The sequence below is a fragment of the Kitasatospora phosalacinea genome, from assembly GCF_030268885.1.
GTDB lineage: Bacteria > Actinomycetota > Actinomycetes > Streptomycetales > Streptomycetaceae > Kitasatospora > Kitasatospora phosalacinea_C.
The window spans coordinates 64712-86718 of the sequence record NZ_BSSA01000027.1; the positions used below are offsets into that span (position 1 = coordinate 64712).

Here is a 22007-nt window from a genome sequence, read left to right on the forward strand (position 1 = left end):
GCCCTCCTTGCCGGGAGGGTGTTGCGGATGGCGCCGCCCGGGAGCGAGACCGGTTGCCGACGGTCGTGCTCCCAGATGTGTTCCTCGTGAGGGACCGCCCTGCCAGGGGCCTGTCGCCTCGCCTTTCTGATGAAGGAGAGCAACGTCATCATGCAGCACGCTGCTGCCGTTTTCCACTCCGGCATGCCCGCATGCCGGGGAAACCGCTTGTTTCCGGCCTCCGGGACGGGCTTTGCCGTGCCCGACACCGCCCTTCGGGGTGGCTGGTGAGTACGCTGGCGGGATCGATCGACCAGCCGGTCAACGACGCGGCTTCCCCTGGCCGCGCCTCGCGGTTCGCACCGTGCGTGCCGGTTCTGCCGCGGCTGCTGGTGCCCGCGGCGGAGCAGTGGGTGGCGACGACGCGGGGGCGGGTCGTCCTGGATCCGTACTCGTGGATGCAGGCGGTGCACTGGGTGGTGGCGTCGGGCTGCTACCGGCCGTCGCGGTCGCACGGGCCGCGGGAGATGGGTCGCACCGCGATCCGTACCGCGCAGCTGCTGATGGAGTTGTCGCCGTGCCGTCCGGGGGTGGACTACCTGGCCCGGCGGCTGGGTGTGACGGAGCGGACCGCGCAGTATCAGCTGGACATGCTGCGGGAGTCCGGTCTGCTCGTCTACGTGGCGAAGGGAACCCGGGTCCGCGGGGAGCGGGCGAAGGCGTCCGAGTTCGCCTGGGTGATCCCGGTCGAGTTCGACGTCGCCTTGGGGGTGCGGGTCGCGGGTGCGGGGAGCGGCCGGCGGGTGGTGGGGATCGCGGAGGCTGGTCGGGCGGCGATGGCGCTGCTGGGTAAGCGGGCTTCGCGCAAGGTCCGCGCTGCCCGCACGAAGGTGGCCTCGAAGGTCCCGGTGACGGCGGGTCAGGCCGCGCCTGATGACCGCGAACTCGAGGTGGTGCAGGGCGTTGACAGTGCCTCAGTAGCAGTCTGCCGTTGCACCCCAATGGGGGGTGGTTGCTGTACTTCTGCTGCTGACGGTTTGACTCGTCTTCCCTCTGAGACGGACGTCGCGAGCGGGAAGCCGATGTCCACCGCCGCGAAGAAGTCCACGAACGCTGGGCGTGGCGCCCGCACGCTCAACAAGGTCGGACGCCGGTTCCAGCTGGCCGCGGAGCTGGTGCGTCAGGTGCCGTGGCTGCGCCGCGCCGTGGTGGCGCGGGTCGCGTGGATGGTCCGGGAGGTGGCCGACGCGGGCTGGAGCGCGGAGGAGGTCGTGGCCTGGCTGGCCATGGTCGAGGCGCCCAAGCGGGGCACCTGGCAGCCGACCGGTCTGCTCGGCCACCGGCTGCGCGGCATGACGCAGATGCCCGGCTGGCGCACCCCGGCCGAGCGCGCCGTCCAGGTCGAGCAGTGGCGCGACTCCAAGGTCGCTGCCCGGGCCCGGCACGACCGCACCAGCTCGGAGTGGACCCTGACCGACTGGCAGTCCCCGGCGGCCGGCGCAGTGGGCCGTCTCGTCGATGCCGCGTTCGCCCAGGTCCGGCAGACCGGCGTCCAGGAGGTCCAGGAGCTGGAGCTCTTCACCCAAGACCAGGACGGCCTGGTCGACCTACAGCAGCTCACCCGCGAAGACGTCCGTGAGCTGCGCGCCCTCGGCCAGCAGGACCCGGAAGTGGTCCTGCTGGCGATCCGGGAGTTCGGCGAGGACTACGCCCGTCGGCTCTACACCCACGGCCTGGTCGACCAGGTCCTGCGCTTGCAGCACACCGGCCGCATGGTCATCCACCAGCCCTGGAGGTCCGCATGACCGAGCCGTCCACCGGCGGCGTCGACCTGGCCCGCGTCGCCCTCAAGGCCGCACGCGCCGCCGCCCGTACCCGAGGCGCCGGCGCCCTCGGCGGCGCCACCGCCGGGCCCGCCCGCCGCCGCACCGTGCGCACCGGCGGCCGCGACCCGATCGGCCTCGGTGCCGCCCTCGCAGGCCTCGTTGCCGACCGGGCCTGGGAGACCCCCGCCGCGGGTGGCGGCGTCATCGACCAGTGGGCCGACATCGCCCCCGAACTCGTCGGCAAAGTCCAGCCCGTGCACTACGACCCGCGCACCGGCCGCCTCGACCTCCAGCCCGTCAGCGCCGCCTACGCGACCCAGCTGCGTCTGCTGGGCCGCCAGCTCGTCGCCCGGATCAACGGCAAGGCTGGCCGGACCGTTGTGCGGGACCTGCGGGTGCTGCCGCCCCGCGCCCCCTCCGTCGGCCCGGGCCGGTCGGCTGAGCAGCAGCGCGCGGCCGTCCAGCCCGAGGTGCCGGTCCGTACCCGTGACGACGTCACCAGCGCCGGCTACCACCAGGCCCTCGCTGCGATCCGGTCCAGGAGCGCCAGCGTCGACCCGGTCGTGGCTGCCGCGATCGCCCGCCAGACCGAAGCCGTGCTGAGCAAGCGCGAACCCGAGGAGGTGTTCACCGAAGCCGCCGCCGTTCGGGACCACCAGGAGCAGACGGCCGCCCGCTCCGCCGCGGCCGCCCGCTCCCAGGCGATCGCCGAGCGCCGGGCCCGGGAGGAACGGGCAGCCCGCAGCACCACCCCGGTGCACTCGGCCCGAGCGCCGCGCACCCTCAGTGGCGCCGCCTGAGCCCGGCCGGGAGATCTTGCTGCGCACCGCCCGTCGAGCCGAGCCGAGAACCGCAGCGGCATGAACCGCGCGCGATCGTCGTCCTCCGGCTGGGCGGTCGTAGTGCCTGGTTGATGCCGGTCCGGCCGCGGACGTTCTCCCTTTTCTGACGCTCTGTCAGTGGCTCCCTCTAGAGTCGGCTCCCGTCGACGCCGGTCGGGTTCGCGGGAAGGGGTGAGGTCTGTCGTGGCACAGGTGGAGACGCTGCGCGCGTACCGGTTCGCCCTGGACCCGACCTCCGCGCAGCTCGCCGACCTCAACCGGCACGCGGGCGCGGCCCGGTGGGCGTTCAACTACGCCCTCGGGGTGAAGGTCGCCGCGCACCGGCGCTGGCGCGCCCAGGTCGACGCGCTGGTGGCCGCCGGGGTGCCGGAGGCGCAGGCTCGCAAGTCGGTGAAGGTGCCGGTGCCGGGCAGCCAGGCGATCAAGAAGGAGCTCAACGCTCTCAAGGGCGACTCCCGCATCGATCCTGAGCTGCCGGACGGGTTCCACGGTCCGCACCGGCCGTGCCCGTGGTGGCATGAGGTGTCGACCTACGCCTTCCAGTCCGCGTTCATCGACGCCGACCGGGCGTGGGGCAACTGGCTGGACTCCCTGACCGGCCGCCGCGCCGGCGGGCCGGTCGGCTACCCCCGCTTCAAGCGCAAGGGCCGCGCCCGCGACTCCTTCCGTCTGCACCACGACGTCAAGAGGCCGACGATCCGCCTCGACGGCTACCGGCGCCTGCTGCTGCCGCGGCTCGGGTCGATCCGCATCCACGACTCCGGCAAGCGCCTGGCCCGCCTGATCGCCAAGGGCCACGCCGTCATCCAGTCCGTCACCATCTCCCGCGGCGGCAACCGCTGGTACGCCAGCGTCCTGGCCAAGGTGACCCAGGAGATCCCCGACAAGCCAACCCGCGCCCAAGCCGAGCGCGGCACCGTCGGCGTCGACTGGGGCATCTCCCACCTCGCCACCCTCTCCCAGCCCCTCGACCCCGCCGACCCCGGCAGCATCCACGTCGCCAACCCCCGCCACCTCGACCAGTGGACCCGTCAACTCGCCAAGGCGCAGCGGGCGCTGTCGCGCACCGAGCGCGGCTCCAAGCGGCGGGTGAAGGCCGCGCGGAAGGTCGGTGCGATCCAGCACCGGATCGCGCAGCGCCGGGCGAGCACCGTGCACCTGCTCACCAAGAAGCTGGCCACCCGGTTCGCCGCCGTCGCAGTCGAGGACCTGAACGTGCGCGGGATGAGCACCTCCGCGCGCGGTACCGTCGAGCAGCCCGGCCGGCGCGTGCGGCAGAAGGCCGGCCTCAACCGCGCCATCCTCGACGCCGCCCCCGGCGAACTCCGGCGCCAGCTCACCTACAAGACTTCCTGGTACGGCTCCAACCTCGCGGTCCTCGACCGCTGGCACCCGTCCAGCAAGACCTGCTCCTCATGCGGATCAGCGAAACCCAAGCTGACCCTGAGCGAGCGGGTGTTCCACTGCCCCACCTGCGGCCTGGCCATCGACCGCGACCACAACGCGGCCATCAACATCGCCCGGCACGCCGTCCCCCTGGTAGAGGGGGACGTAAACGCCCGTAGAAGTCCAACCCCGACCGCAAGCGGTCAGGCCGGACGCGCCGCAAGGCAGAAACGGGAAGGCCCACCACCCGGTGGGTCACCTCGGCGGGAGTAATCCCCCGACAGCCCCCAACCCCGAACAACTCCACAGAGAGTCAAGAAAGCGCAAAGCCCGGACAACAACCCAGCTCGCGAAGGGTCCGACCCGGGCGCGCAGGGGCTGACCGCCCTGATTCGCCCGGTCGGCAGGGGGTTTGAGGTCCGACCCGGGCGTGCAGGGGCTGACCGCTCGGCCTTACGCCCGAGGAGGCCCTCGACATGTCCGACCCGGGCGCGCAGGGGCTGACCGTACGTCGGTCCGGTGGTCATGAGCTGCGCCAAGTCCGACCCGGGCGCGCAGGGGCTGACCGCGAGATCCGTCGGAGCAGGCAGAGCTTGGATGGTCCGACCCGGGCGCGCAGGGGCTGACCGGTGCGGTCAATCGTGGTCACTCTGTGTTCCTCGTCCGACCCGGGCGCGCAGGGGCTGACCGACAGGGCCGAGCTGCAGGCCCGGCTGACGGAGGTCCGACCCGGGCGCGCAGGGGCTGACCGCCGCCGCCCTGTACTGCGGCGCGCTGCTCGACGGTCTGACCCGGGCGCGCAGGGGCTGACCGCCCGTTCCGCACGTCGAGATCACCGGCGACGTGTCCGACCCGGGCGCGCGGGGGCTGACCGTGGCGACCACTGAGGCCCCGCCAGCGTGCTGCGTCCGACCCGGGCGCACAGGGGCTGACCGCTCGGCTTCCACGACCTGTCCTCCCTCGCCCTGTCCGATCCGGGCGCGCAGGGGCTGACCGCCAGCTTCCAGTCCCCGCCCACCCAGCTGAGCGTCCGGTCTGGGCGCGCAGGGGCTGACCAATGCCTCGGGTGGTGCTGGTGACCGCGGTGTGGTCCGAGCCGGGCGCGCAGAGGCTGACCGCTCGCGATGGTGACCTGCTTCGCGATCGGGTTGTCCGACCCGGGCGCGCAGGGGCTGACCGAGGTGGCAGCAGCAGATGCAGGCCCGCGGCTGGTCCGAGCCGGGCGCGCAGGGGCTGACCGCTCGGCTTCCACGACCTGTCCTCCCTCGCCCTGTCCGATCCGGGCGCGCAGGGGCTGACCGCAACGGTCTCCGAGGGAGCAGGCGCTGCGACCCTCCGACCCGGGTGCGTAGGGGCTGACCGGACGTCGTTCGCCACCTGCGCGACCTTGCCTCGTCCGACCCGGGCGCGCAGGGGCTGACCGATCAGACGAGTCATCGACGAAGGCCTGGAACGCGCTGAAGGCACGCGCCCTATCCTCCAGTCCGCACCACGTCGGCCAGCGCCGGCCTCTTGCTGGCCATCGGCCGGGAGTGAGGGACAGTGCTGCGGAGGTCAGAAATTCCTGACCTCCGCAGTTGGTCGTCAGCGCGAGGCCTGAACCGCCGCTGACGTACTGCTACAGATCCACCCCGGCAGCCTGGGCGGCAGTGTTCAGCTGCTCCAGCACCGCGGCCGCGGCCTGGCGGGTGCCTGGGGCCTCGTCGTCCAGCAGCAGGCCGACGAGCTCGGTGGTGGCCGCGGCCGCCGGCACCGGCACCGGCACCTCGACGGTACGCAACTGCAGCAGCCGGGCGGCGGCCCGGCCGCCGGCCGTGCTGAGGACTGGACTGTCCGGGCTGCTGCTGCAGTCCGGATGGGGGATCAGGGCGGTCAGGCCCGCGCCGAGGCCAGGCGGCCGTGCAGTGGAAGAGGAGCTCCCCCTGGTCAACCCCGGTCTGGGTGCAAAGGTCACGGCCGGACAGGTACCCCGAGCGGCCGCCCCGTCGTGGGCTGTGGTGAGCACCGACCATCGCGCCCGGGTTCGAGCGGGCGACTGCCGCGGCCGCGGCGGTGAGCGAGCTGCTGGATGCCGTGCTGGCCGCCGACACCAGCGCCGTCCTGGAAGTACTTGGTGTTCTCTCCGCCACCCTCCAGCTGCACGGCCCCGTGCCGTAGCCAGGGCACTGCGTAACTGATCGTTTCAGAATGACTTTCGAAGGTGCCGGGGGCAGATGAGGCTGCGGGCGAGGTCGCCGATCCGCTGCTGCACCTGGTGTCGCAGGTCATCGCTAGGTTGGTGCTCTTTGCAGGCCGATTGGGCCGGTGACCGGACGCAGTATGGGGGTTGGGATGGGTGTTGGAGTCGGAGATCGGGCGAGCTGGGTGCTGGAGCCGCTGGTGGGGGTGGGGCCGCTGCGGTTCGGGATGTCTCCTGAGCAGGTGAACACGGCGATGGGCGAGGATGCTCCGGACGGCGTCTTCAGCGGCGGTCAGCGGCGGTGGAGCCGGTACCACCAGCACGGAGTGAGTGCGATCTTCGGATCGCGGGAGCAATTGGTGGCGGTGGGGGTCAACGCGATTTACGGGCCGCTGGTGCGGTGGGAGGGTGTGGTGCTGGTTGACCGGGCGCCTTCGGAGGTGCGTGCGGACATCGGCCGCCTGGCGCTGCGGCACGGGGTGGAGGCGGTGCCGAACGTTGAAGGGGAGCGGGACGTGCCGGCGTGGGGTGTCTCGGTGGGTGCGGTTCAGCAGTGGCTGCTGGACGCCGAGGGTTTCCTGCAGCGGGGAAACGGCATGGTCACCGACCTGCTGGTGACCGGGTCCGACCTGGCCGAGGACCCGCACGGTGAGCAGAATGTGGCCAGTTGGCGCAGCAACTCCCGGCGCCGCACCCCGGAGCCGGGGCCGTGGCCGGTGCGGCCCGAGCGGGAGCGGCCGCGGTGGGAGTGCGTGCCGCTGGTGGGGGTGGGGCCGCTGCGGTTCGGGATGACACCGGAGCAGGTGTCGGCTGCCCTGGGCGGGGAGACGCCGTCATCGCGCCACACCTACCACCCCTACCCGGCAGGGTCCCTCTGGGAGGACCAGGGCGACCCCGCGGAGGAGCGGCTGATCGAGGAGCGGTTCGAGGCCGCCGGCGTGCGCGTGCACTACCCGTGGTGGGAGCAGGACCGCGGGCCGTTCCTCGGCGCGGTCACCGCCCTCGGGCGGTCCGGCCCCCAGGTTCTCCTCGATGGCATCCCGCTCGTCGGCCGGCCGGTCACCGCCGTCGAGGCCGACATCCTCGGGTACCTCAAGGACAACGACCTCGGCCTGCGGTTGCAATGCAGCGGGGACCAGGAGATCTACGGCCTCGGCGTGACGGTGCGCGCTGCCCGTGTCGGTGACAGCGTGATCAGCGAGGCCCGGCTCGGGGCAGAGCAGTGGTACGAGGAGTGATCTGCCCTTGCCGATCGCTTCAGAATGAGTTGAGCCGCGCTCTTGCACGCGGCGGTCTTGGTCGGCAGGGTGTCCGGCGTGCGTGTTGATCTTGTCCCGGACGATCTGTGGGAGCGGGTGGCTCCACTGCTGCCGCCCGCTCTCGAACGACGCCACCGGTACCCCGGGCGACTACGAGTCCCGGACCGGGCGGCCCTGGCCGGCATCATCTACGTGTTGCGGACCGGTGTCGCGTGGCGCGATGTCCCTGCGCAGAGCGTGGGTTGCTCCGGGGTCACGGCCTGGCGTCGGCTGCGGGACTGGACCGAGGCCGGCGTCTGTCCCCGTCTGCACGCCGCGCTGCTGACCGAACTGCGCCGCGCGGACCTGCTGGACCTGGACGACTGCGCTGTGGACGGCTCGCACGTCCGGGCTCTCAAAGGGGGGACCTTGTCGGCCCGTCGACCGCGCCCGGCCCGGCTCCAAGCACCATGTGATCGTGGATCGTTGCGGTACCCCGCTCGCCGTGACGCTCACTGGTGGTAATCGCCACGACGTCACCCAACTGCTGCCCCTGCTGGACGCGATACCGCCGATCCGAGGACTACGAGGACGACCACGTCGCAGACCCCGGCGACTGTTCGCCGACCGGGGCTACGACTTCGACAAGTACCGCCGCCTGCTGTGGAAGCGCGGCATCAAACCGGTGATCGCCCGACGCGGCGTCGCCCACGGCTCCGGACTCGGCAAGGTCCGCTGGATCGTAGAACGTACCTTTGCCTGGCTCCACCAGTTCAAGCGACTGCGCACCCGCTACGAGCTCCGCGCCGATCTCCACCAAGGACTACTTGACCTCGCCTGCAGCATCATCTGCCTCCGACGCCTTCGAAAGTCATTTTGAAACGATCAGTAAGTCGGCTGTTGTGCGCGCCGCCTCATACGGGCAGCACCAGGAGCCGTTGGGCGTCGGGCGGCGGATGCAGGGCGGTGTGATCAGGGGGTGGGCGTGGCTTCCGTCAGGTGCCCGCGGAGGAGTTGTGCGGCCTTGTCGGGACCGCCGACCTGTTCGACGAGTTCGCCGAGGTCGACGGGCACAAGAGCGGCTTGGCGCTTGCCGCGGCTGGCGAGGAAGTAGGTGCGCTTCAGGAGCCTGACGGCGCTGAGCAGCTCGCTGAGGTTGGCGCGGGCTTCGGCGATGGGGTGGTCGGTCTGGTTGGTGTCCATGGAACCGAATCTAGCAAAAAGCCTTGATGTACATAAAGACGGGATGTACATTTCTAGGGTCGAGAACCACCGAAGGAGCCCCCGATGCCCCCCATCCAGCGCGCGATCGTCGCCGGTATCGCGATCCTCGCCTCCGACCTGACGCCCGCGCAGATCGCTGCCGCCCGCCACAACCTCACCCCCGGCGCCCCGTACGAGCAGGACCCCGACGTCACCACCGACCTCGCCACCATCCAGCGCATCCGCGCGCTCCTGCCCACCTGGAAGCTCCGCGGCGCCGCCGACCTGGAGTGGCGCCTGCGCCAGCTCGACGCGGCCGAGGACCGCCTCCTCGCCGCCCACGGCTACCCCGTCCCCACCGACGAGCAGCGCTACGAGGCCCGTCAGGCGATGCGCACCGCCGCCGACGTCGTCCAGGCCGCCGCCGACCGCGCCCACCCGCCCGCCGACTGCCCCCGCTGCCGCGCCTGGGAAGACTGCCCGGACGCCGACCGCGCCCACCGCGACGCGCTCCACGCCGACTGGGTGAACCGCTGGACCGCCCCGCTGTACACCGCCGCCTAGGAGGCCGCCGTGACCAGCAACCTCGGCAACAGGTGCCCCATCTGCCACGCGGCGTCCGGCAACTTCTGCACGAACCCCCACGGGGTCGCTCGGCTGGCACACGCCGAGCGGACACAGCCCGCCGCGCCCCAGGCCCAGGCTGTCGACGAGAAGCACACCGTGGTCATCACCCGCGCGAAGCTCTACCCGGAAGTTGCCCGTCCCGGCCCGGCATGGCGGTGGACCTACAACTACACCGTCGACAACGGCCCGGTCTGCCAGTACGGCACCGGTCTCGCCTCCCTGCGACGCATGCTGCGCGAGAAGTTCGGCGCACGGAACCTGAAGATCATCGAGAGCTGGAAGCAGCCCACCGGCGCCTGAAGCCCATCCGGCTCCGCCGGGGCCCGCTGCCGGGCCCTCCGCGAGGCAGGAGACCTGGCGGGCGCCATCGCCTACGCCGAGGCCAGCGAGGCGACCCGCCCCCGCTGCTGACTTCCAGGGCGGTTCAGCCTCCGACCCCCGCCACCGAACGACAGGAGCTCCTGATGCGCGTCCGAGTCACCCTCACAACCCACGCCAACACCACCGTCGAGATCGACGTTCCCGAAAACGCCACCACCGAGGAGATCGCCGAACTTGCCGTCGCGCAGAACGAGGAGGCCGCCCCGACGCTCTGCTGCCAGTGCGCCAGCGGCCAGTTCGGCAGCCAGCATCTCGACCTCGGTGACGACTGGACCGTTGCCGCCCCGGGCGGCCAGCCCGCCATTGCCCGAATCTGACCCGCCGCCCGCCAGGAGCCCCGCACGCACAGCGCGGGGCGGCCCTCGTCGCCAAACTCCGGCCGCCCCGCCACCTACCGACCCGATTCGAGACCGGAGGCACCGCCCATGATCCCGCACTACCCCGAGCCCGCCACCACCCCGGCCTCCCTGACCGCCGCCCACGGCCCCGGCCTGGCCCGCCTGCTGGGCGCCCAGGCGGCTGACGTCACCCCCGCGCTGTTCGGCGCGTACGTCTTCGAGGCCATCGAGGCGCTGCATCGGGCGGACCGCCACGGCGAGGCCGAGGCCCTGGAGGACGTCCTCGCGCTCCTCACCGACGCCGCCCTGGACCCTGGCACCGCCCGCGCCCGCGTCTTCCTGGAGGCTGCCGACCACGCCCTGCACCGGGACCTACCCGCCATCCTCACCACCACCGACCGCGCCGCGAAGGAGCCCGCCACCGTGTTCGAGACCACCGACGAGTCCGCGGCCGCCGACTACCCGACCCCCGACCAGGCCAAGTCCGATCTGCACGTCCACGTGCAGCGCTTGGCCGAGATCGAGGCCGGCGGCTGCCTGAGCGACGGTCCGATGGCCCGCTTCGGCTACCTGTCCGTGCGCAGGGCCGTCCTGGACGACCTCTCCGACGCCGCCCACGCCCTGGTCCACGCCCACGACGAGCACGGCGACCCGGCCGCCGCCACCGCCGCCGAGGAACTGGCCGAGCACTACCGGGCCCTCTACGACCAGGCCGACCGCGCCCTTGAGGCCGCCCGGGCCCAGTTCACTGCCGCCCGCACCGACGGCTGACCGACCCTCACCCCGCGGCCCCGGGCCGGGCACCCGCTCGCCCCGGGGCCGCACCCGCCGCTGCGAACCTGTCGCCGCCCTCCCCGCTCTGTCCGCGGACGGTATGCGGCAGCCCGCAGATGACTACCAGACCCCCGATAGCCGCTGACTGGCGCATCACCTACTGCGGCTGCCGTCGGGACCTCGCCACCCAGGCTGCGGAGGCGGACCGACGACTGCGGCTGGACCACCTCCTAGCCCAATCGACCTGCAAGGATTCCGACATGGACAGCACGCCGAGCAGTACACCCGACCTTGAGGACCGCGAGACGCAGCTCGACTTCCAACAGCCTTTTCCTTTCGTGCTCTACCGGCACGGAGACGGAGAGCTGATGCTCCCCGCGACGCTGATCGGAGCGCTGCTGCGCCACAGCGCAGAGACCTTCCGTTCCTGGCGCACCACCGGCCGGGTGCCGCTGGATCTCGAAACCACCGCCCGCCTCTACGAGGGCCTGCTCAGGTACGCGGCCGACATCGACACCGCCGTCGCCGAAGCCGACCGCAACCGCCTGTCCGACACGGACACCACCAGTCGTGCCCGCGCCGACCTCCTCGCCCGCGAACTCGCAGAGCTCGCGGACACCTACCTCGCCGCCGACGGCACCTGACCCAGCAGCAGCCACCGAGAGGACCACCGACATGGACGGCACACCCGAGCCCGGCGAACTGCGCCTGCCCCTGGCGCTCTACCGGGACAGCGAGACCGGTGAGATGGTCATCCCCGCCGACGACGTCTGCAGCCTCCTGCGGGCCTCCGCCCAGCAGTGGCTGGCCTGGGAGCGCGAAGGCCAGGCGGAACTCGACCCGCAGACCGTCGCCCTCCTCAGCGGCGCCCTGGTCGGCCTCACCGACCAGATCGACATCGCCTGCATCTCCGCCGCCAGCTGACCGAACGCCAGCCCCTGCGCAGCGAGGCCATCCCAGCTCCCCGATCGAGTGCCACCACTACAACCGCGTCCGCGAGCCGGAGACCACCGACTGGCTGCCGGTCGAAGAGGATCCCCAGCTGGCAGCCGCGACTACCCACGCCCGCGAGCAGCGCCAGCGACACCGCGCCGCACTCATGCGGGCCCGCGCCGAACGCGCCGGAGCCCCCTGTTGCCCACCGCCCGCCGCACGACCCCGGTGCCGCCCGCCGTCGCCCGCGGCGCCGCGTGAGCTGGACCGCCAACTGGCAGGCGCTGCTGATTACCTGACATATCCGCTTGCTCAGAACCTGATGGAGGCCCCTGTGGGAGAAATCGACGAAGGCCTGGAACGTGCTGAGCGCACCCGCCCCATCCCTCAGTCCGTACCAGCGCGCCTGCGACACCTGGTCCGCACCGCGAAGGGCTCCACCCGGGCTGTCGCGGCCGAGCTCGGCGTCTCCCAACGCACCGTGCAGCGCTGGCTCAAGGGCACTTCGACACCGAAGCCGGACGCCGCCCGCCGGATCGAGGAGCGCGTCCGCGCCACCTGGCAGCCTGGCGTTCGCCGCCGGGTCCGCCGCCGCGCCGAGGAACAGGGCTTCATGCTGCACATCCAGGCCCGCTTCGGCTACACCGCCGCCGGGGGCTCCACCGACGACCCGCGCGAGCGCCTGATCACCCAGCACCTGCCCGGCACCGTCGCCCGCGAGCTCTACGCCGCCCGCGACGCCGGGGCCGGCGAGGCCGAACAGCAGCGCATCCTGGCCGACGCTCTCCAGGAGCACTACTTCAAGGACCGCGGCCGCCGCGCCGAGGGCCTCACCACCGAGATCAACGACCTCGGCTGGCTCGACCTGGAGGTCTGACGCTGCGCCCCCGCACCCGTGGTTGTCGCCCAGTGTGACTGAGCGCTTCACTTGGCGAGTTGAGCATCGGCCGGACCAGCTATCGCGGGAGTCGGGCGAGGACGTGTGGCGACTGGATCGCAGGCGCTTCGATGGTGTGACGGAAGTCACGGTGAGCGTTTCAAGATTCTTTGCCGAAGGCGCTTCGCGCCAGGACCGACTAGAGAACCCTCCTGGTACGACGCGCAAGGAATCCACATGTTTCATCTCAAACCCATCGCAACCGCTCCCGCGGCGGCCTCCGTGCAGCAGGTGTTCGTCTTCGCCGGAACGGAAAACCTGCCCGTGATCACAGACCAGGTCACGAGGCCCGGCGTCGCCTACTATGTCGGTCACGACGGAACTGTCCGCCGGCCCACCATCGAGGAGGTGAGCTCGGACGACCCGGTTCCGGGCGCGTTCCTCGGCAACTACTGGGCACCGAAAGTCAGCGGCGACATCCCTATCGCCGTGCAGGCACTCACGGCGCGCGAAGCGGCACTACACGGCGCTGACTCGACGGTGGACCGCTTCGCCTCCGAAGTGTTGGGCCTGTGGCGGGGCGGTCGATGGCGCGAGCCCGTTTCGACAGCCCTGCTGGGCCACTGGGCCGATCCGCTGGCGCAGGACGGTGGCCGCATCGCCCCGGCCTTCTTGAGCGAACTCATGGCCGAAGTGAAGACGCTCCACCGCGCGCTCACGCCCCTGTGGCGCCGGCGCATCGGCAGCCACCGACTGTGGAGTCTGGATTACGCCTTCGGTGACGGACTGACCCTGCACGACCTGGCCTCCAGCGGTCCGGACCCCTATGACGTGCTCGCTGGCGCGCTGCCGGACGACCCACGAATCGTTCGGGTCCTCGATCAACTCACCCCCATCGAGCGGGCCATCACGCTGGCTTGGGCCAATCAGGACGTGACCAGTTGGACCAAAGCCGCCGCCGAGATCATCGCCCTTGCCCCGGACCGATTCGCGGGGTGCTGTCCGAAGGCTCTGGGTGATTCCGTCAGGCGTCGGCTTAAGCGAATCGGACAGCGGCACCAAGTCCGCGCCGCCGAAGCGACCGCCCGGGACGCAGAATGCTTCTGACCACCCTTCTCCTGATGCTGCTGCTGGTCCTGGTCACCCTGCTCGTCGGCGCCGGCGTCGCAGCTGTGCTCCACCACAGCCCAGCCTGGGCCGTCCCGGTCGCCGGGGCTATCGCCACGATGACGCTCGTAGCCACCATCATCGGGCTGCTCATCGCAGTCGCCCACAGTTGAACGCATCTCAGTCGCCAAATGAAGTGCTCACTCCCCAACTGAAGCGCCTCAGTCAGAAGCCGTTGTCTTTCCGAGAGTGACGGGTGCGTTTCCGCTGGTCAGGCATAGTGGCGGTGTTTCGGTGGCAGGGACGGGGTGTCGTGTCGTCTCTTCGGTGGAGGTGCCGGGATGCCGTCGGTGATGGGGTTGCTGGAGGAGCGTGAACGCGCTGCCCGGCGGCGGGTGGAGGCCCTTCAGGCCGAGCTGCGGGAGGCCGAGGCCGTGTGGGAGCGGTTCGTGATCGCCCGTGAGACGGTGGCCGAGGTCCTGGCGGAACCTCTCGCAGGCGGGGAGGTGCCCCCGGTCGTGGCGGCCGGCAAGCGGCAGGCGCGGGCCGTGGCGGCGGTGCCCGGTTCGGTGGTGCCGCACTGGCGGGAAGGGCTCGCCTCGACGGTGCTGGCGCCGGACTACCGGCGGATCATGGACATCCTGGCCGGTGGCGGCGGGTCGGGCGGGGAGACGATGGACTGTCGGCAACTCGCCGTAGCACTCGGCCTGGAGCCGGTTCCGGCGAAGGTGGAGGGAGTGCGGTCGAAGGCGAAACGCCTGGCCGCGCGGGGCTGGCTGGTCGAGACGAGCCCGGGACTGTTCAGCGTGCCCGCCGGGCGAGGCGGCGGCTCATGACCATGCTCATCGACCAGCGGATTACCGCCTCCGAGCTGTCGGTGCGCGTCTCGTAGTCGCGGGCCAGGCGGCGTGAGCGCATCAGCCACGCGAACGACCGCTCGACCAGCCACCTCTTGGGCAGCACAGTGAACCCGGTGACGTCGTCGTTGCGTTTGACCACGCTCAGCATGATCCGCAGGACGTCGCGGGTGAAGTCGACCAGGCGTCCGGTGTAGCCGCCGTCGGCCCACACCAGCGTGATGCGCCAGTGTCGCTGACGCAGCCGGGCCAGCAGGGCCTGCCCCGCGTCCCGGTCGGTGACAGAGGCCGCGGTGACCAGCACCGCCAGCAGCAGCCCGAGGGTGTCGACCACGATGTGGCGCTTGCGGCCGTTGACCTTCTTCCCGCCGTCGAATCCCCGCGTGGCGGCCGGCACGGACGCGGCGCCCTTCACCGACTGGGCGTCGATGATGCCCGCGGTCGGCTCCGGATCCCGGCCTGCCGCCTCGCGGACCCGGTCCCGCAGCCGGTCGTGGAACTCGCCGACCAGACCCTTGTCCCGCCAGCGCCGGAAGAACGCGTAGACGCGGTCCCAGGCGGGAAAGTCCGCGGGCATCGCCCGCCAGGTGATGCCGCCCGCGACCAGGTAGCGCACCGCGTCGACCATCTGCCGGTGGCAGTAGCCCTCCGGCTGCCCGCCCCTGCCCTCCAACCACCGCGGAACGGGCATCGCGTCACGCACCACCGCCCACTCCGCGTCGCTCATGTCGGACGGATATCTCGGCCGCCTGTACGGCCGGTTGCCGGCGTTCCCGAACCGGTGAGCGAGGCAATCACACTCACGAGCCGCCGAGTTGGAGCCGACCGGCGCAAGGGCGTACAACTGCGACAACAGGGCCTCCTGGCGCGCTCAAGGTCTCGACAACCCCGAGCTGCACCAGAGGCCCTGTCTTCATGCTCGGCACGCGGCAAGATCACCCGACCGAGCTGTTCCAGTCGAACCTACGTCCACCAAGATCGGGTCTGTCCATTGAACGGTGTAACTCGGTTGGGTTGGGTTAGCGGCGGTCGGCGGAGAGTCGGCCGTCGAAGGCGATTTCGAAGGCGTTGAGCGCGGCCTTCCAACGGGTCGTCCAGCGTTTGCGTCCGGCTCCGGTCGGGTCGAGGGACACGATCGCCATGTAGACGCACTTCAGTGCCGCCTGCTCGTTCGGGAAGTGCCCGCGCGAGCGGACGGCCTTGCGGATTCGCGCGTTCACGGACTCGATCGCGTTCGTGGTGCAGATGACCCGCCGGACCTCGGCGTCGAAGCTCAGGAACGGCACGAACTCGGCCCAGGCGTTCTCCCAGAGCCGCACGATCGCCGGATACTTCCGGCCCCAGGCCTCGGTGAACGCCACGAACCGCTCCAGTGCGGCGTCCTCGGTCGGAGCGGTGTAGACGGGTTTGAGGGCCTTGGAGATCTTGTCCCAGTCCTGCCGGGCCGCGTAGCGGAACGAGGCCCGGATCAGGTGGACGATGCAGGTCTGGGTGACGGCCTGCGGCCAGACCGCGGCGATGGCATCCGGAAGGCCCTTGAGCCCGTCGCAGACGACCATGCAGACATCCGCGACGCCGCGGTTCTTGATCTCGGTCAGCACGTGCAGCCAGTACTTGGCGCCTTCCCCGCCGTCGCCGGCCCACAGTCCGAGGATCTCCCGGGTGCCCTCGACGGTGACCGCGAGCGCCACGTAGATCGGCCGGTTGGCGACCTGGCCGTCGCGGAGCTTCACGTGCACGCAGTCGATGAACACCACCGGATAGACCGGGTCGAGCGGCCGGTTCTGCCACTCGAACATGCCCTCGATCACCTGGTCGGTGATGGTGGAGATGGTCTGCTTGGACACCTCCGCGCCGTAGACGTCGGCCAGGTGCGCGGAGATCTCACCGTGCGTCAGACCACGCGCGGACAGCGACAGCACCATCTCATCGACCCCGGACAGGCGCCGCTGGCGCTTGCGGACCAGCTGCGGCTCGAAAGAGCCCTCGCGGTCGCGGGGGACGTCGATCTGAACCGGACCGACCTCGGTCAGTACGGTCTTCGAGCGGATGCCGTTGCGGGAGTTGCCGCTGCCGGACCCGGCCGGGTCGTGCTTCTCGTAGCCGAGGTGGTCCGTCATCTCGCCCTCGAGGGCGGACTCCAGGAGCTTCTTCGTGAGCTGCTGGAGCAGACCTCCGGTGCCGGTGAGCTGCAGCCCGCTCGCGCGGGCCCGGTCGACGAGCTGCCCGATCAACTGGTCGTCCAGGGCGTCCGACTGCAACTCCACCGGCCGCACGGCCTCCACGGCCTCGGCCGAGACGGTCACGTCTGTCATCAGGTGCTACTTCCTTGATCGGGAGTTACACCGTTCTTTTTACAGACCCCCTGACAGTTGACAGCGTGGGCCGCAGCCACGGCCCAGCCCACGGTGCCGCCCTGGTCGAGGGGCGGGGCTGCAGGGCGCCGTAGGGTCGAGGGCGAGCGGTAGCAGCGCGGTGTCGAGGGAGGAGATGCGCAGCCTGACAGGTTCGGCTCTGAGCATTCCCGGCGCGGTGACAGCAGCCCCGGCGGCCGATGGGGGTGGTGGTCATCGGTGGTGCCGGAGATGGCGAGCGTGGTGGCGGTGTCGGCGAGCGCGGCGGCCGCCATGATAGCGGTAAGCCCGAGGGGTGGCTCACGCCCGGTGGTCGGTGCGTTCCAGGAGGGCGTGGACGGCGGGTTGTGCGGCGTTCGGGCGCAGACGGGCGCGCATGGCGGTGACGGCCCGGTCGACGCGGGCGCTGGAGAGGTGAGGGCTGAGGTCGAGGACGTCGTGCCAAGTGGCGGTGGCCTCGGTGAGGTGTCCGGTGCGTTCCAGCAGGACGGCGAGGTCGGTGAGGACGATGGCATACGAACGGACCTCCTCGGGCGGCCGGTGGGGAAGCGAGTGCTGAAGAGCGGTGACCGCGCCGGCCAGGTCGCCGAGCAGTTCGCGGACGGCGGCTTCCTGCCGCAGGAGCGCGGCCTGGTGGAAGACGCCGACCGCGGCGTCGGCAGGACCGGTGGCCCGGTCCAGGAAGCGTTCGGCCGAGGTGAGCGCCCGCAGGGCTTGGTGGCGGGCGCCGTTCCGGGCCAGCGCGACGGCCAACTGGCCTAATAGGAAAGACCGTTGACCGGCTGGGGCGGCGCAGCGGGTGGCGGCCCAGGCCAGGTCGAGGGCGCCCGGGCCGTCGCCGAGCGCGAGGGCCCTGACGGACATGCCGCGCAGCACCACGGCGCGGTCGGTGGGCACCCCGCCGAGGGTGGCCAGGCGCAGCGCGGTCGCGTAGTACCGCCGGGCCTGCTCGTGGCGGTGGTCGTCGATGTGCATGAAGCCGCACAGGTAAGCGAGTTGTCCGGCGACCTGGTACATCCGCAGCCGCACGGCAGTCGGGCCGGGCCGTCGGAGACGGGGCAGGACTTCGCGAGCCAGGTACGCGGCCAGCTGGCGGCGGTCCCGGCCGCCGCCGTGGGCGAGGTCGGAGCGGTGGAAGGCGAGGAGGGCCGCCTCGGCCCGTTCCACGTCGGCGGTGCCGAGCGGACCGGTGGAGAGCAGGGGGACGGCGAGGGGCGGGGCGTCGACTGGGCGCCCGGGGCGGTGGGACCCCGGCGTGCGACGGTTCTCTGCGGTCATGCGATTACACCAGCCAAGGAGAAACGTTTCATCAACTGCCTTCCCTTCCGAGGGCTTTCGCTTGCGGCGCACTGTATGCCAGGTCCTCGGACTGGTGTATCGGATCGATGGAGGGGTAGTGGGTCACTTCCGGGGGTACGGAGTCGTGGAGGGCGCGGCGGGGTACACCTCGTGCGCCGTCTGTTCTCCGGCGAGTGGTCCGGGCGCCCTGGGTGGTGGAGGGCTGCGTCGTTGTACGGGGGTGCCCTTCCCAGCGTCGGTCCTGTTTCACCATTGCGATTGGTGGCGGGCCTCATCCTTGGCGCACTGAGCAGAAAGCTTCGGGCCGGGAGTCCCGCCTACTACACCCCGGACGACGACTTGCCCGCCCGCCTCGTCGGCTGCCTGACCTGCCCACCTGCCTGCCCCGCACACTCGCCCCTGGTCGCGGCCGGTTTCCGCTACTTCATCGAGGCAGGTCCGGGCAGCGTCCTGGCCTGCAGCACTGCCGCATGCCTCCACGGCACCGGTTCGGAGATCGGCACCGTCCTGGCCGCCCTGTTCGCCACGAACACCCGGCGGCCCGCTGACACAGCGGGTCTGTCAGGGCTGGTGCTGCAGGGGGACGCGTGGGCCGGCCAGGCGGTGCAGCAGGCCCCGTACCCGGGCGTCGTCGGCGTACGGGCGCAGCTGTCCGCGCACGGCGGTCAGCGCGCGGTCCACTCGTCGGCTGTGCAGGGGCGGGTACTCGTCGAGCAGGCGGTGCCAGCTGTCGACCGCCTCGGTGAGGTGTCCGGCCTGAAGGTGCAGGCGGCCCAGGTCGGCCAGCACGACGGCGCGCGAGCGGTGCTCCTCCTGCGGGCGGAAGCGCAGCGATCTCCCCAGGGCCGTCAGCGCGCCGGCTGGGTCGCCGAGTGCCTCCAGCACCGTGGCGCGCTGCCGCAGCAGCGCACCGCGGTGGTAGCGTCCGACCACTTCGTCCGCTGCGTTGTTGCGCCCGTCCAACAGGTCGTCGGCCGCGTCGAGGGATCTCAAGGCCTCGGTCCTGGCGTGCCGATGGGCCTGCGCGACGGCGAGCTGCCCGTGGACGAAGGCCTGCCGCAGCGGGTCGTGTCGCAGGGTTTCCAGGGCCCGTTCGGCGAGCGTGGTGGCCTCGGCGCTGTGCCCGAGCGCGTCCGCCTGCACCGACAGGCCGCGCAGCGCGATCGCGTAGTCGAGCGGTGAGTTGTTCTCCGCGGCCAGTCCCAGCGCCACCAGGTAGTAGCGCTGGGCGAGGACCTGGAGGTTGTCGTCGAAGTGCATGAACGCGCACAGGTAGGCGAGTCGGCAGGCGGCGGTGAGCAGGCGGCGGCGCAGCGCGGGCGGGGCCGGGCGGCGCAGCTTGGGTCCGAGGTCGGCGGACAGGTAGCCGGCCAGGGCGGTGCGGCTGTGGCCGCCGCCGAAGGTGATGTCGCAGGAGTGGAAGAGCTGGGCCAGCGTCTCGACCGCCTCGACCTCGTGCCGCTCGACGGGCCGGTGCGACGGGGGAGTGGCGGGGGGCGCAGGCCGTGGGCCGGGGACGTGGGCAGCGTCCGTACCGTCGGCGGGTGCCAGGCTCGGGAGGTCGAGCAGCGCGACGGAGTAGGCGGCCGGTTCCTCCGTCTGCCGACTCGCCCGCCGACTCGACTGGGCGAGTTGGCGCAGGGTCAGTTCGACCGGGCGGGCCGGGGCGGCAGGCAGGGCGGGCACGGCGGGCGCGGTGCGGTCCAGGCCCGCCTCCGCCAAGGTGACGACCCGGCCCAGGCGGCGGGAGAGCGCCTCAGTGATCAGCTGCGGGGTAGTTCCGCGGGGGCGGGTTCCGGAGAGCCAGTGGGCGACGGTCGAGCGGTCGAAACCGAGGGGCCTACCGCTCTCCCAGCCGGCCCGGTTGACTTCGGTGGCCAGGTCGGCCGCGCTCCAACGGGCCTCGGCCAGCAGGGCCCGTAGCGAATCGTTCGGGCGGCGCGGCGATGTCATGCACACCCCTTACGTCCGGGTACGCGTGCGGGACTCCGGTCGGGTTCCAGTCCGCATGGTGACACGTCCCGCTGCCGCACCACCAGAAAGGCGGTGGCCCGCGGTGGAGGCTGCCGCGGGCCACCGCGGTGACCAGGGAGGACGGCCGGAGGGCGGTTTCAGCGGACCGTGATTTTCAACGCCACGGGCCGCACCAGGCGGCGCACCCTCCCTCCGCCTTCGCCTTCGCCTGCGTGCCGGTGCCCGAAGGGCGCGCGATCAGTCCCGGTGCCGGGGCGCGCGGTCGGCGCAGACGGGCGCGGACGGCGCTGTGGGAAGGGGGACCACCTCGGTCCACACCCGGTGCTCGACGATGCCGAGCGGACCCAGCCCGGTGAGTACCTGTAGGACCGCGTCCAGCAGCGCGGTGTCCATGTCGTCCCCGTTCGCCGTGCCGACGGCAGGAGCGGCCGGGATCAGGCCGACGGTTGCGGCGGCGGCGAGTTCCGCCGGCAGCAGGTCGCCGAGCCCGCGGACCCGGCGCACCCGCGCGCCCGTCGGCAGGGTGGCGGCATCCACCCGGGCCTCTCCGAGCAGCAGGGTCAGGTCGCTCGCCGCGGCGACCGCCCGGTGCGCCCAGCGGGTCGCGGAAGCCCGGTGGCACCACTGGTCGGGGTGCTGGCCGCGCAGTTCGGGGAACCTGGCCCGCAGCGCGGTCAGCAGAGGGGTGACGTCGTCGACGACGGCGCAGGGCCGGACCACGAACGCGGGCCGGACGCCGACGGGCAGCACGAGCCGTTCGACGTCCTCGACCCGGGCCAGTTCGAGCACACGGCCGTCCGGGGCCCAGGGCCGGGAGCGGCCCGGGCCGACCAGCAGGACGGCGTCGCCCTCGTCGAGGTAGCGGCGGACCGCGGCCCCGGCGAGGGCGGGCGCGGGGCAGGGCGTCGCTGCGCCGGGGTGGGCGGGCGGTGCGGAGCCGTCGCGCGGGACGGGTAGCTCGACGACTGCGTAAGGGCTGTCGGGGCAGGGCCGGGGCGGGCGGGCCACCATCGCGCGCCGGGTCCTGAGCGCTGCGGACCAGGACCGGACCAGGGCCTGCGCCGCCCCGGTCCGGCAGGAGCCGCCGACGACCGCGATCCCGGTCGCGTCGCCGTCGCCGTCCAGGTACGTCGTGCTCACCAGCACCCCGGACCGGCCCGGGCCGGCCGACCCGACGGGAACCGGGCCGAGGTCCCGAACCGCCAGGGGGAGTCCGTCCTCCGTCGGCACCGCGGCGACCAGCGGGGCGGCCGGGCAGCGCACTGGGCCGCGGACGGGATGGACGAAGCCGCTGACCGCGTAGAGGTCCTCGTCCCCGAGCCCTGGCAGCGCGAAGACTTCCGAAAGCCGTGTCCTGTTCATGGGTTCCTGCTTCTTGCCGATTCTTCGATGTGTCAGTTCCGCTGCGCTCAGGCGTCTTTGCGCCGTGGCGGGGCGAGGAGGCGGACGAGGACGGTGTCCAGGTCGAGGTGCAGGTGCTCGGCGCCGACGGGGACCAGTGCGTAGGCGTCGGCGAGGAAGGCGCCGAGGTCGTCTGTGGGGACGACGACGGAAGTGGAGCCGTGGGCGCCGTGCAGGCGAACGATCACGGTGCCGCTCTTGCCGGGGGCGATGGTGACGTCGCCGAGGCCGGCCTCCTGGTGGCGGCCGATCTCCAGCAAGCCCCGGCAGAAGTACCGCTCCACGAAACCGTCGTCGAAGGGGAAGGTCAGGCACACCGCGAACGGGTCCTGGCTGGCGTAGCGCAGCAGCGCGTCCACCTCCAGGTCCGGGGAAGGGCTCTCCGGGAACCTGACCCGCACCGCTCTCACCGTCCAACCGCCCACCACGCCA

The 22007-nt window shown here is 71.8% G+C and carries 23 protein-coding genes; 15 read left to right on the forward strand and 8 right to left on the reverse strand.

The window, feature by feature from the left end:
• Window positions 1–266 precede the first annotated feature (266 nt).
• The 3 genes from QSK52_RS29925 (at window position 267) to QSK52_RS29935 (ending at window position 4306) form a co-directional block, all read left to right on the forward strand.
• Entirely contained in the window at window positions 267–1784 is a 1518-nt protein-coding gene (locus tag QSK52_RS29925) for a transcriptional regulator (RefSeq protein WP_285739336.1), read from the forward strand.
• Window positions 1781–2605, forward strand: coding sequence for a DUF721 domain-containing protein (locus QSK52_RS29930; RefSeq protein WP_285739337.1), 825 nt, complete (start codon window positions 1781–1783; stop codon window positions 2603–2605). Before QSK52_RS29925 ends, QSK52_RS29930 begins: the two co-directional genes overlap by 4 nt.
• A gap of 225 nt (window positions 2606–2830) precedes the next feature.
• Window positions 2831–4306, forward strand: a complete 1476-nt coding sequence (locus QSK52_RS29935; RefSeq protein WP_285739338.1) for an RNA-guided endonuclease InsQ/TnpB family protein — start codon at window positions 2831–2833, stop codon at window positions 4304–4306.
• Between the two features lie 1345 nt (window positions 4307–5651).
• On the opposite strand, the gene QSK52_RS29940 is transcribed toward QSK52_RS29935, so the two are convergent.
• Entirely contained in the window at window positions 5652–5963 is a 312-nt protein-coding gene (locus tag QSK52_RS29940; protein WP_285739339.1) for a hypothetical protein, read from the reverse strand.
• 434 nt (window positions 5964–6397) lie between these two features.
• On the opposite strand from QSK52_RS29940, the gene QSK52_RS29945 reads away from it, so the two are divergent.
• On the forward strand, window positions 6398–7450 hold the full coding sequence (locus tag QSK52_RS29945) for a hypothetical protein (protein ID WP_285739340.1): 1053 nt from the start codon (window positions 6398–6400) through the stop codon (window positions 7448–7450).
• A gap of 78 nt (window positions 7451–7528) precedes the next feature.
• Window positions 7529–8330, forward strand: a protein-coding gene (locus tag QSK52_RS29950; protein WP_435053404.1) for an IS5 family transposase whose coding sequence is annotated in 2 segments (ribosomal slippage) — window positions 7529–7864 and window positions 7866–8330 — 801 coding nt in all. Because the reading frame shifts where the segments join, the coding sequence is not laid out codon by codon here.
• A gap of 92 nt (window positions 8331–8422) precedes the next feature.
• Here the strand turns inward: QSK52_RS29950 and QSK52_RS29955 are convergent.
• Window positions 8423–8653, reverse strand: a complete 231-nt coding sequence (locus tag QSK52_RS29955; protein ID WP_285739342.1) for a prevent-host-death family protein — start codon at window positions 8651–8653, stop codon at window positions 8423–8425.
• Between the two features lie 84 nt (window positions 8654–8737).
• On the opposite strand from QSK52_RS29955, the gene QSK52_RS29960 reads away from it, so the two are divergent.
• The 10 genes from QSK52_RS29960 (at window position 8738) to QSK52_RS30005 (ending at window position 14526) form a co-directional block, all read left to right on the forward strand.
• Entirely contained in the window at window positions 8738–9217 is a 480-nt protein-coding gene (locus QSK52_RS29960; protein ID WP_285739343.1) for a hypothetical protein, read from the forward strand.
• Between the two features lie 9 nt (window positions 9218–9226).
• Complete coding sequence (locus QSK52_RS29965; RefSeq protein ID WP_285739344.1) at window positions 9227–9580, forward strand: hypothetical protein; 354 nt, start codon at window positions 9227–9229, stop codon at window positions 9578–9580.
• A gap of 164 nt (window positions 9581–9744) precedes the next feature.
• Window positions 9745–9978, forward strand: a complete 234-nt coding sequence (locus QSK52_RS29970; protein ID WP_285739345.1) for a hypothetical protein — start codon at window positions 9745–9747, stop codon at window positions 9976–9978.
• Window positions 9979–10086: 108 nt separating this feature from the next.
• Window positions 10087–10770 (forward strand): hypothetical protein, encoded by a 684-nt coding sequence (locus QSK52_RS29975; RefSeq protein WP_285739346.1) that lies wholly within the window; start codon window positions 10087–10089, stop codon window positions 10768–10770.
• 263 nt (window positions 10771–11033) lie between these two features.
• Window positions 11034–11417 carry a hypothetical protein gene (locus QSK52_RS29980; RefSeq protein WP_285739347.1) on the forward strand — a complete coding sequence of 128 codons (384 nt, stop codon included), beginning with the start codon at window positions 11034–11036 and terminating at the stop codon, window positions 11415–11417.
• Window positions 11418–11448: 31 nt separating this feature from the next.
• Complete coding sequence (locus QSK52_RS29985) at window positions 11449–11697, forward strand: DUF6213 family protein (protein ID WP_285739348.1); 249 nt, start codon at window positions 11449–11451, stop codon at window positions 11695–11697.
• 343 nt (window positions 11698–12040) lie between these two features.
• Window positions 12041–12583 carry a telomere-protecting terminal protein Tpg gene (tpg, locus tag QSK52_RS29990; protein ID WP_285739349.1) on the forward strand — a complete coding sequence of 181 codons (543 nt, stop codon included), beginning with the start codon at window positions 12041–12043 and terminating at the stop codon, window positions 12581–12583.
• Window positions 12584–12820: 237 nt separating this feature from the next.
• Window positions 12821–13690, forward strand: coding sequence for a hypothetical protein (locus QSK52_RS29995; protein WP_285739350.1), 870 nt, complete (start codon window positions 12821–12823; stop codon window positions 13688–13690).
• 14 nt (window positions 13691–13704) lie between these two features.
• The gene (locus QSK52_RS30000; protein ID WP_285739351.1) at window positions 13705–13863 is read left to right on the forward strand and encodes a hypothetical protein; all 159 of its coding nucleotides are present in this window, start codon (window positions 13705–13707) and stop codon (window positions 13861–13863) included.
• A gap of 168 nt (window positions 13864–14031) precedes the next feature.
• Window positions 14032–14526 (forward strand): hypothetical protein, encoded by a 495-nt coding sequence (locus QSK52_RS30005; RefSeq protein WP_285739352.1) that lies wholly within the window; start codon window positions 14032–14034, stop codon window positions 14524–14526.
• Here the strand turns inward: QSK52_RS30005 and QSK52_RS30010 are convergent.
• The 6 genes from QSK52_RS30010 to QSK52_RS30035 all read right to left on the reverse strand — a co-directional run bounded on the left by QSK52_RS30010 (window position 14492) and on the right by QSK52_RS30035 (window position 21976).
• Window positions 14492–15274 (reverse strand): IS5 family transposase, encoded by a 783-nt coding sequence (locus QSK52_RS30010; RefSeq protein WP_285739353.1) that lies wholly within the window; start codon window positions 15272–15274, stop codon window positions 14492–14494. The genes QSK52_RS30005 and QSK52_RS30010 overlap by 35 nt on opposite strands.
• A gap of 292 nt (window positions 15275–15566) precedes the next feature.
• Entirely contained in the window at window positions 15567–16862 is a 1296-nt protein-coding gene (locus tag QSK52_RS30015; protein WP_285739354.1) for an IS256 family transposase, read from the reverse strand.
• Between the two features lie 339 nt (window positions 16863–17201).
• Window positions 17202–18179 carry a hypothetical protein gene (locus tag QSK52_RS30020; protein ID WP_285739355.1) on the reverse strand — a complete coding sequence of 326 codons (978 nt, stop codon included), beginning with the start codon at window positions 18177–18179 and terminating at the stop codon, window positions 17202–17204.
• Window positions 18180–18761: 582 nt separating this feature from the next.
• On the reverse strand, window positions 18762–20153 hold the full coding sequence (locus QSK52_RS30025; RefSeq protein WP_285739356.1) for a tetratricopeptide repeat protein: 1392 nt from the start codon (window positions 20151–20153) through the stop codon (window positions 18762–18764).
• A gap of 258 nt (window positions 20154–20411) precedes the next feature.
• A complete protein-coding gene (locus QSK52_RS30030) occupies window positions 20412–21314 on the reverse strand; it encodes a hypothetical protein (protein ID WP_285739357.1) in 903 nt (300 codons plus the stop codon).
• A gap of 269 nt (window positions 21315–21583) precedes the next feature.
• Window positions 21584–21976, reverse strand: coding sequence for an SsgA family sporulation/cell division regulator (locus QSK52_RS30035; protein WP_285739358.1), 393 nt, complete (start codon window positions 21974–21976; stop codon window positions 21584–21586).
• Window positions 21977–22007: the final 31 nt, after the last annotated feature.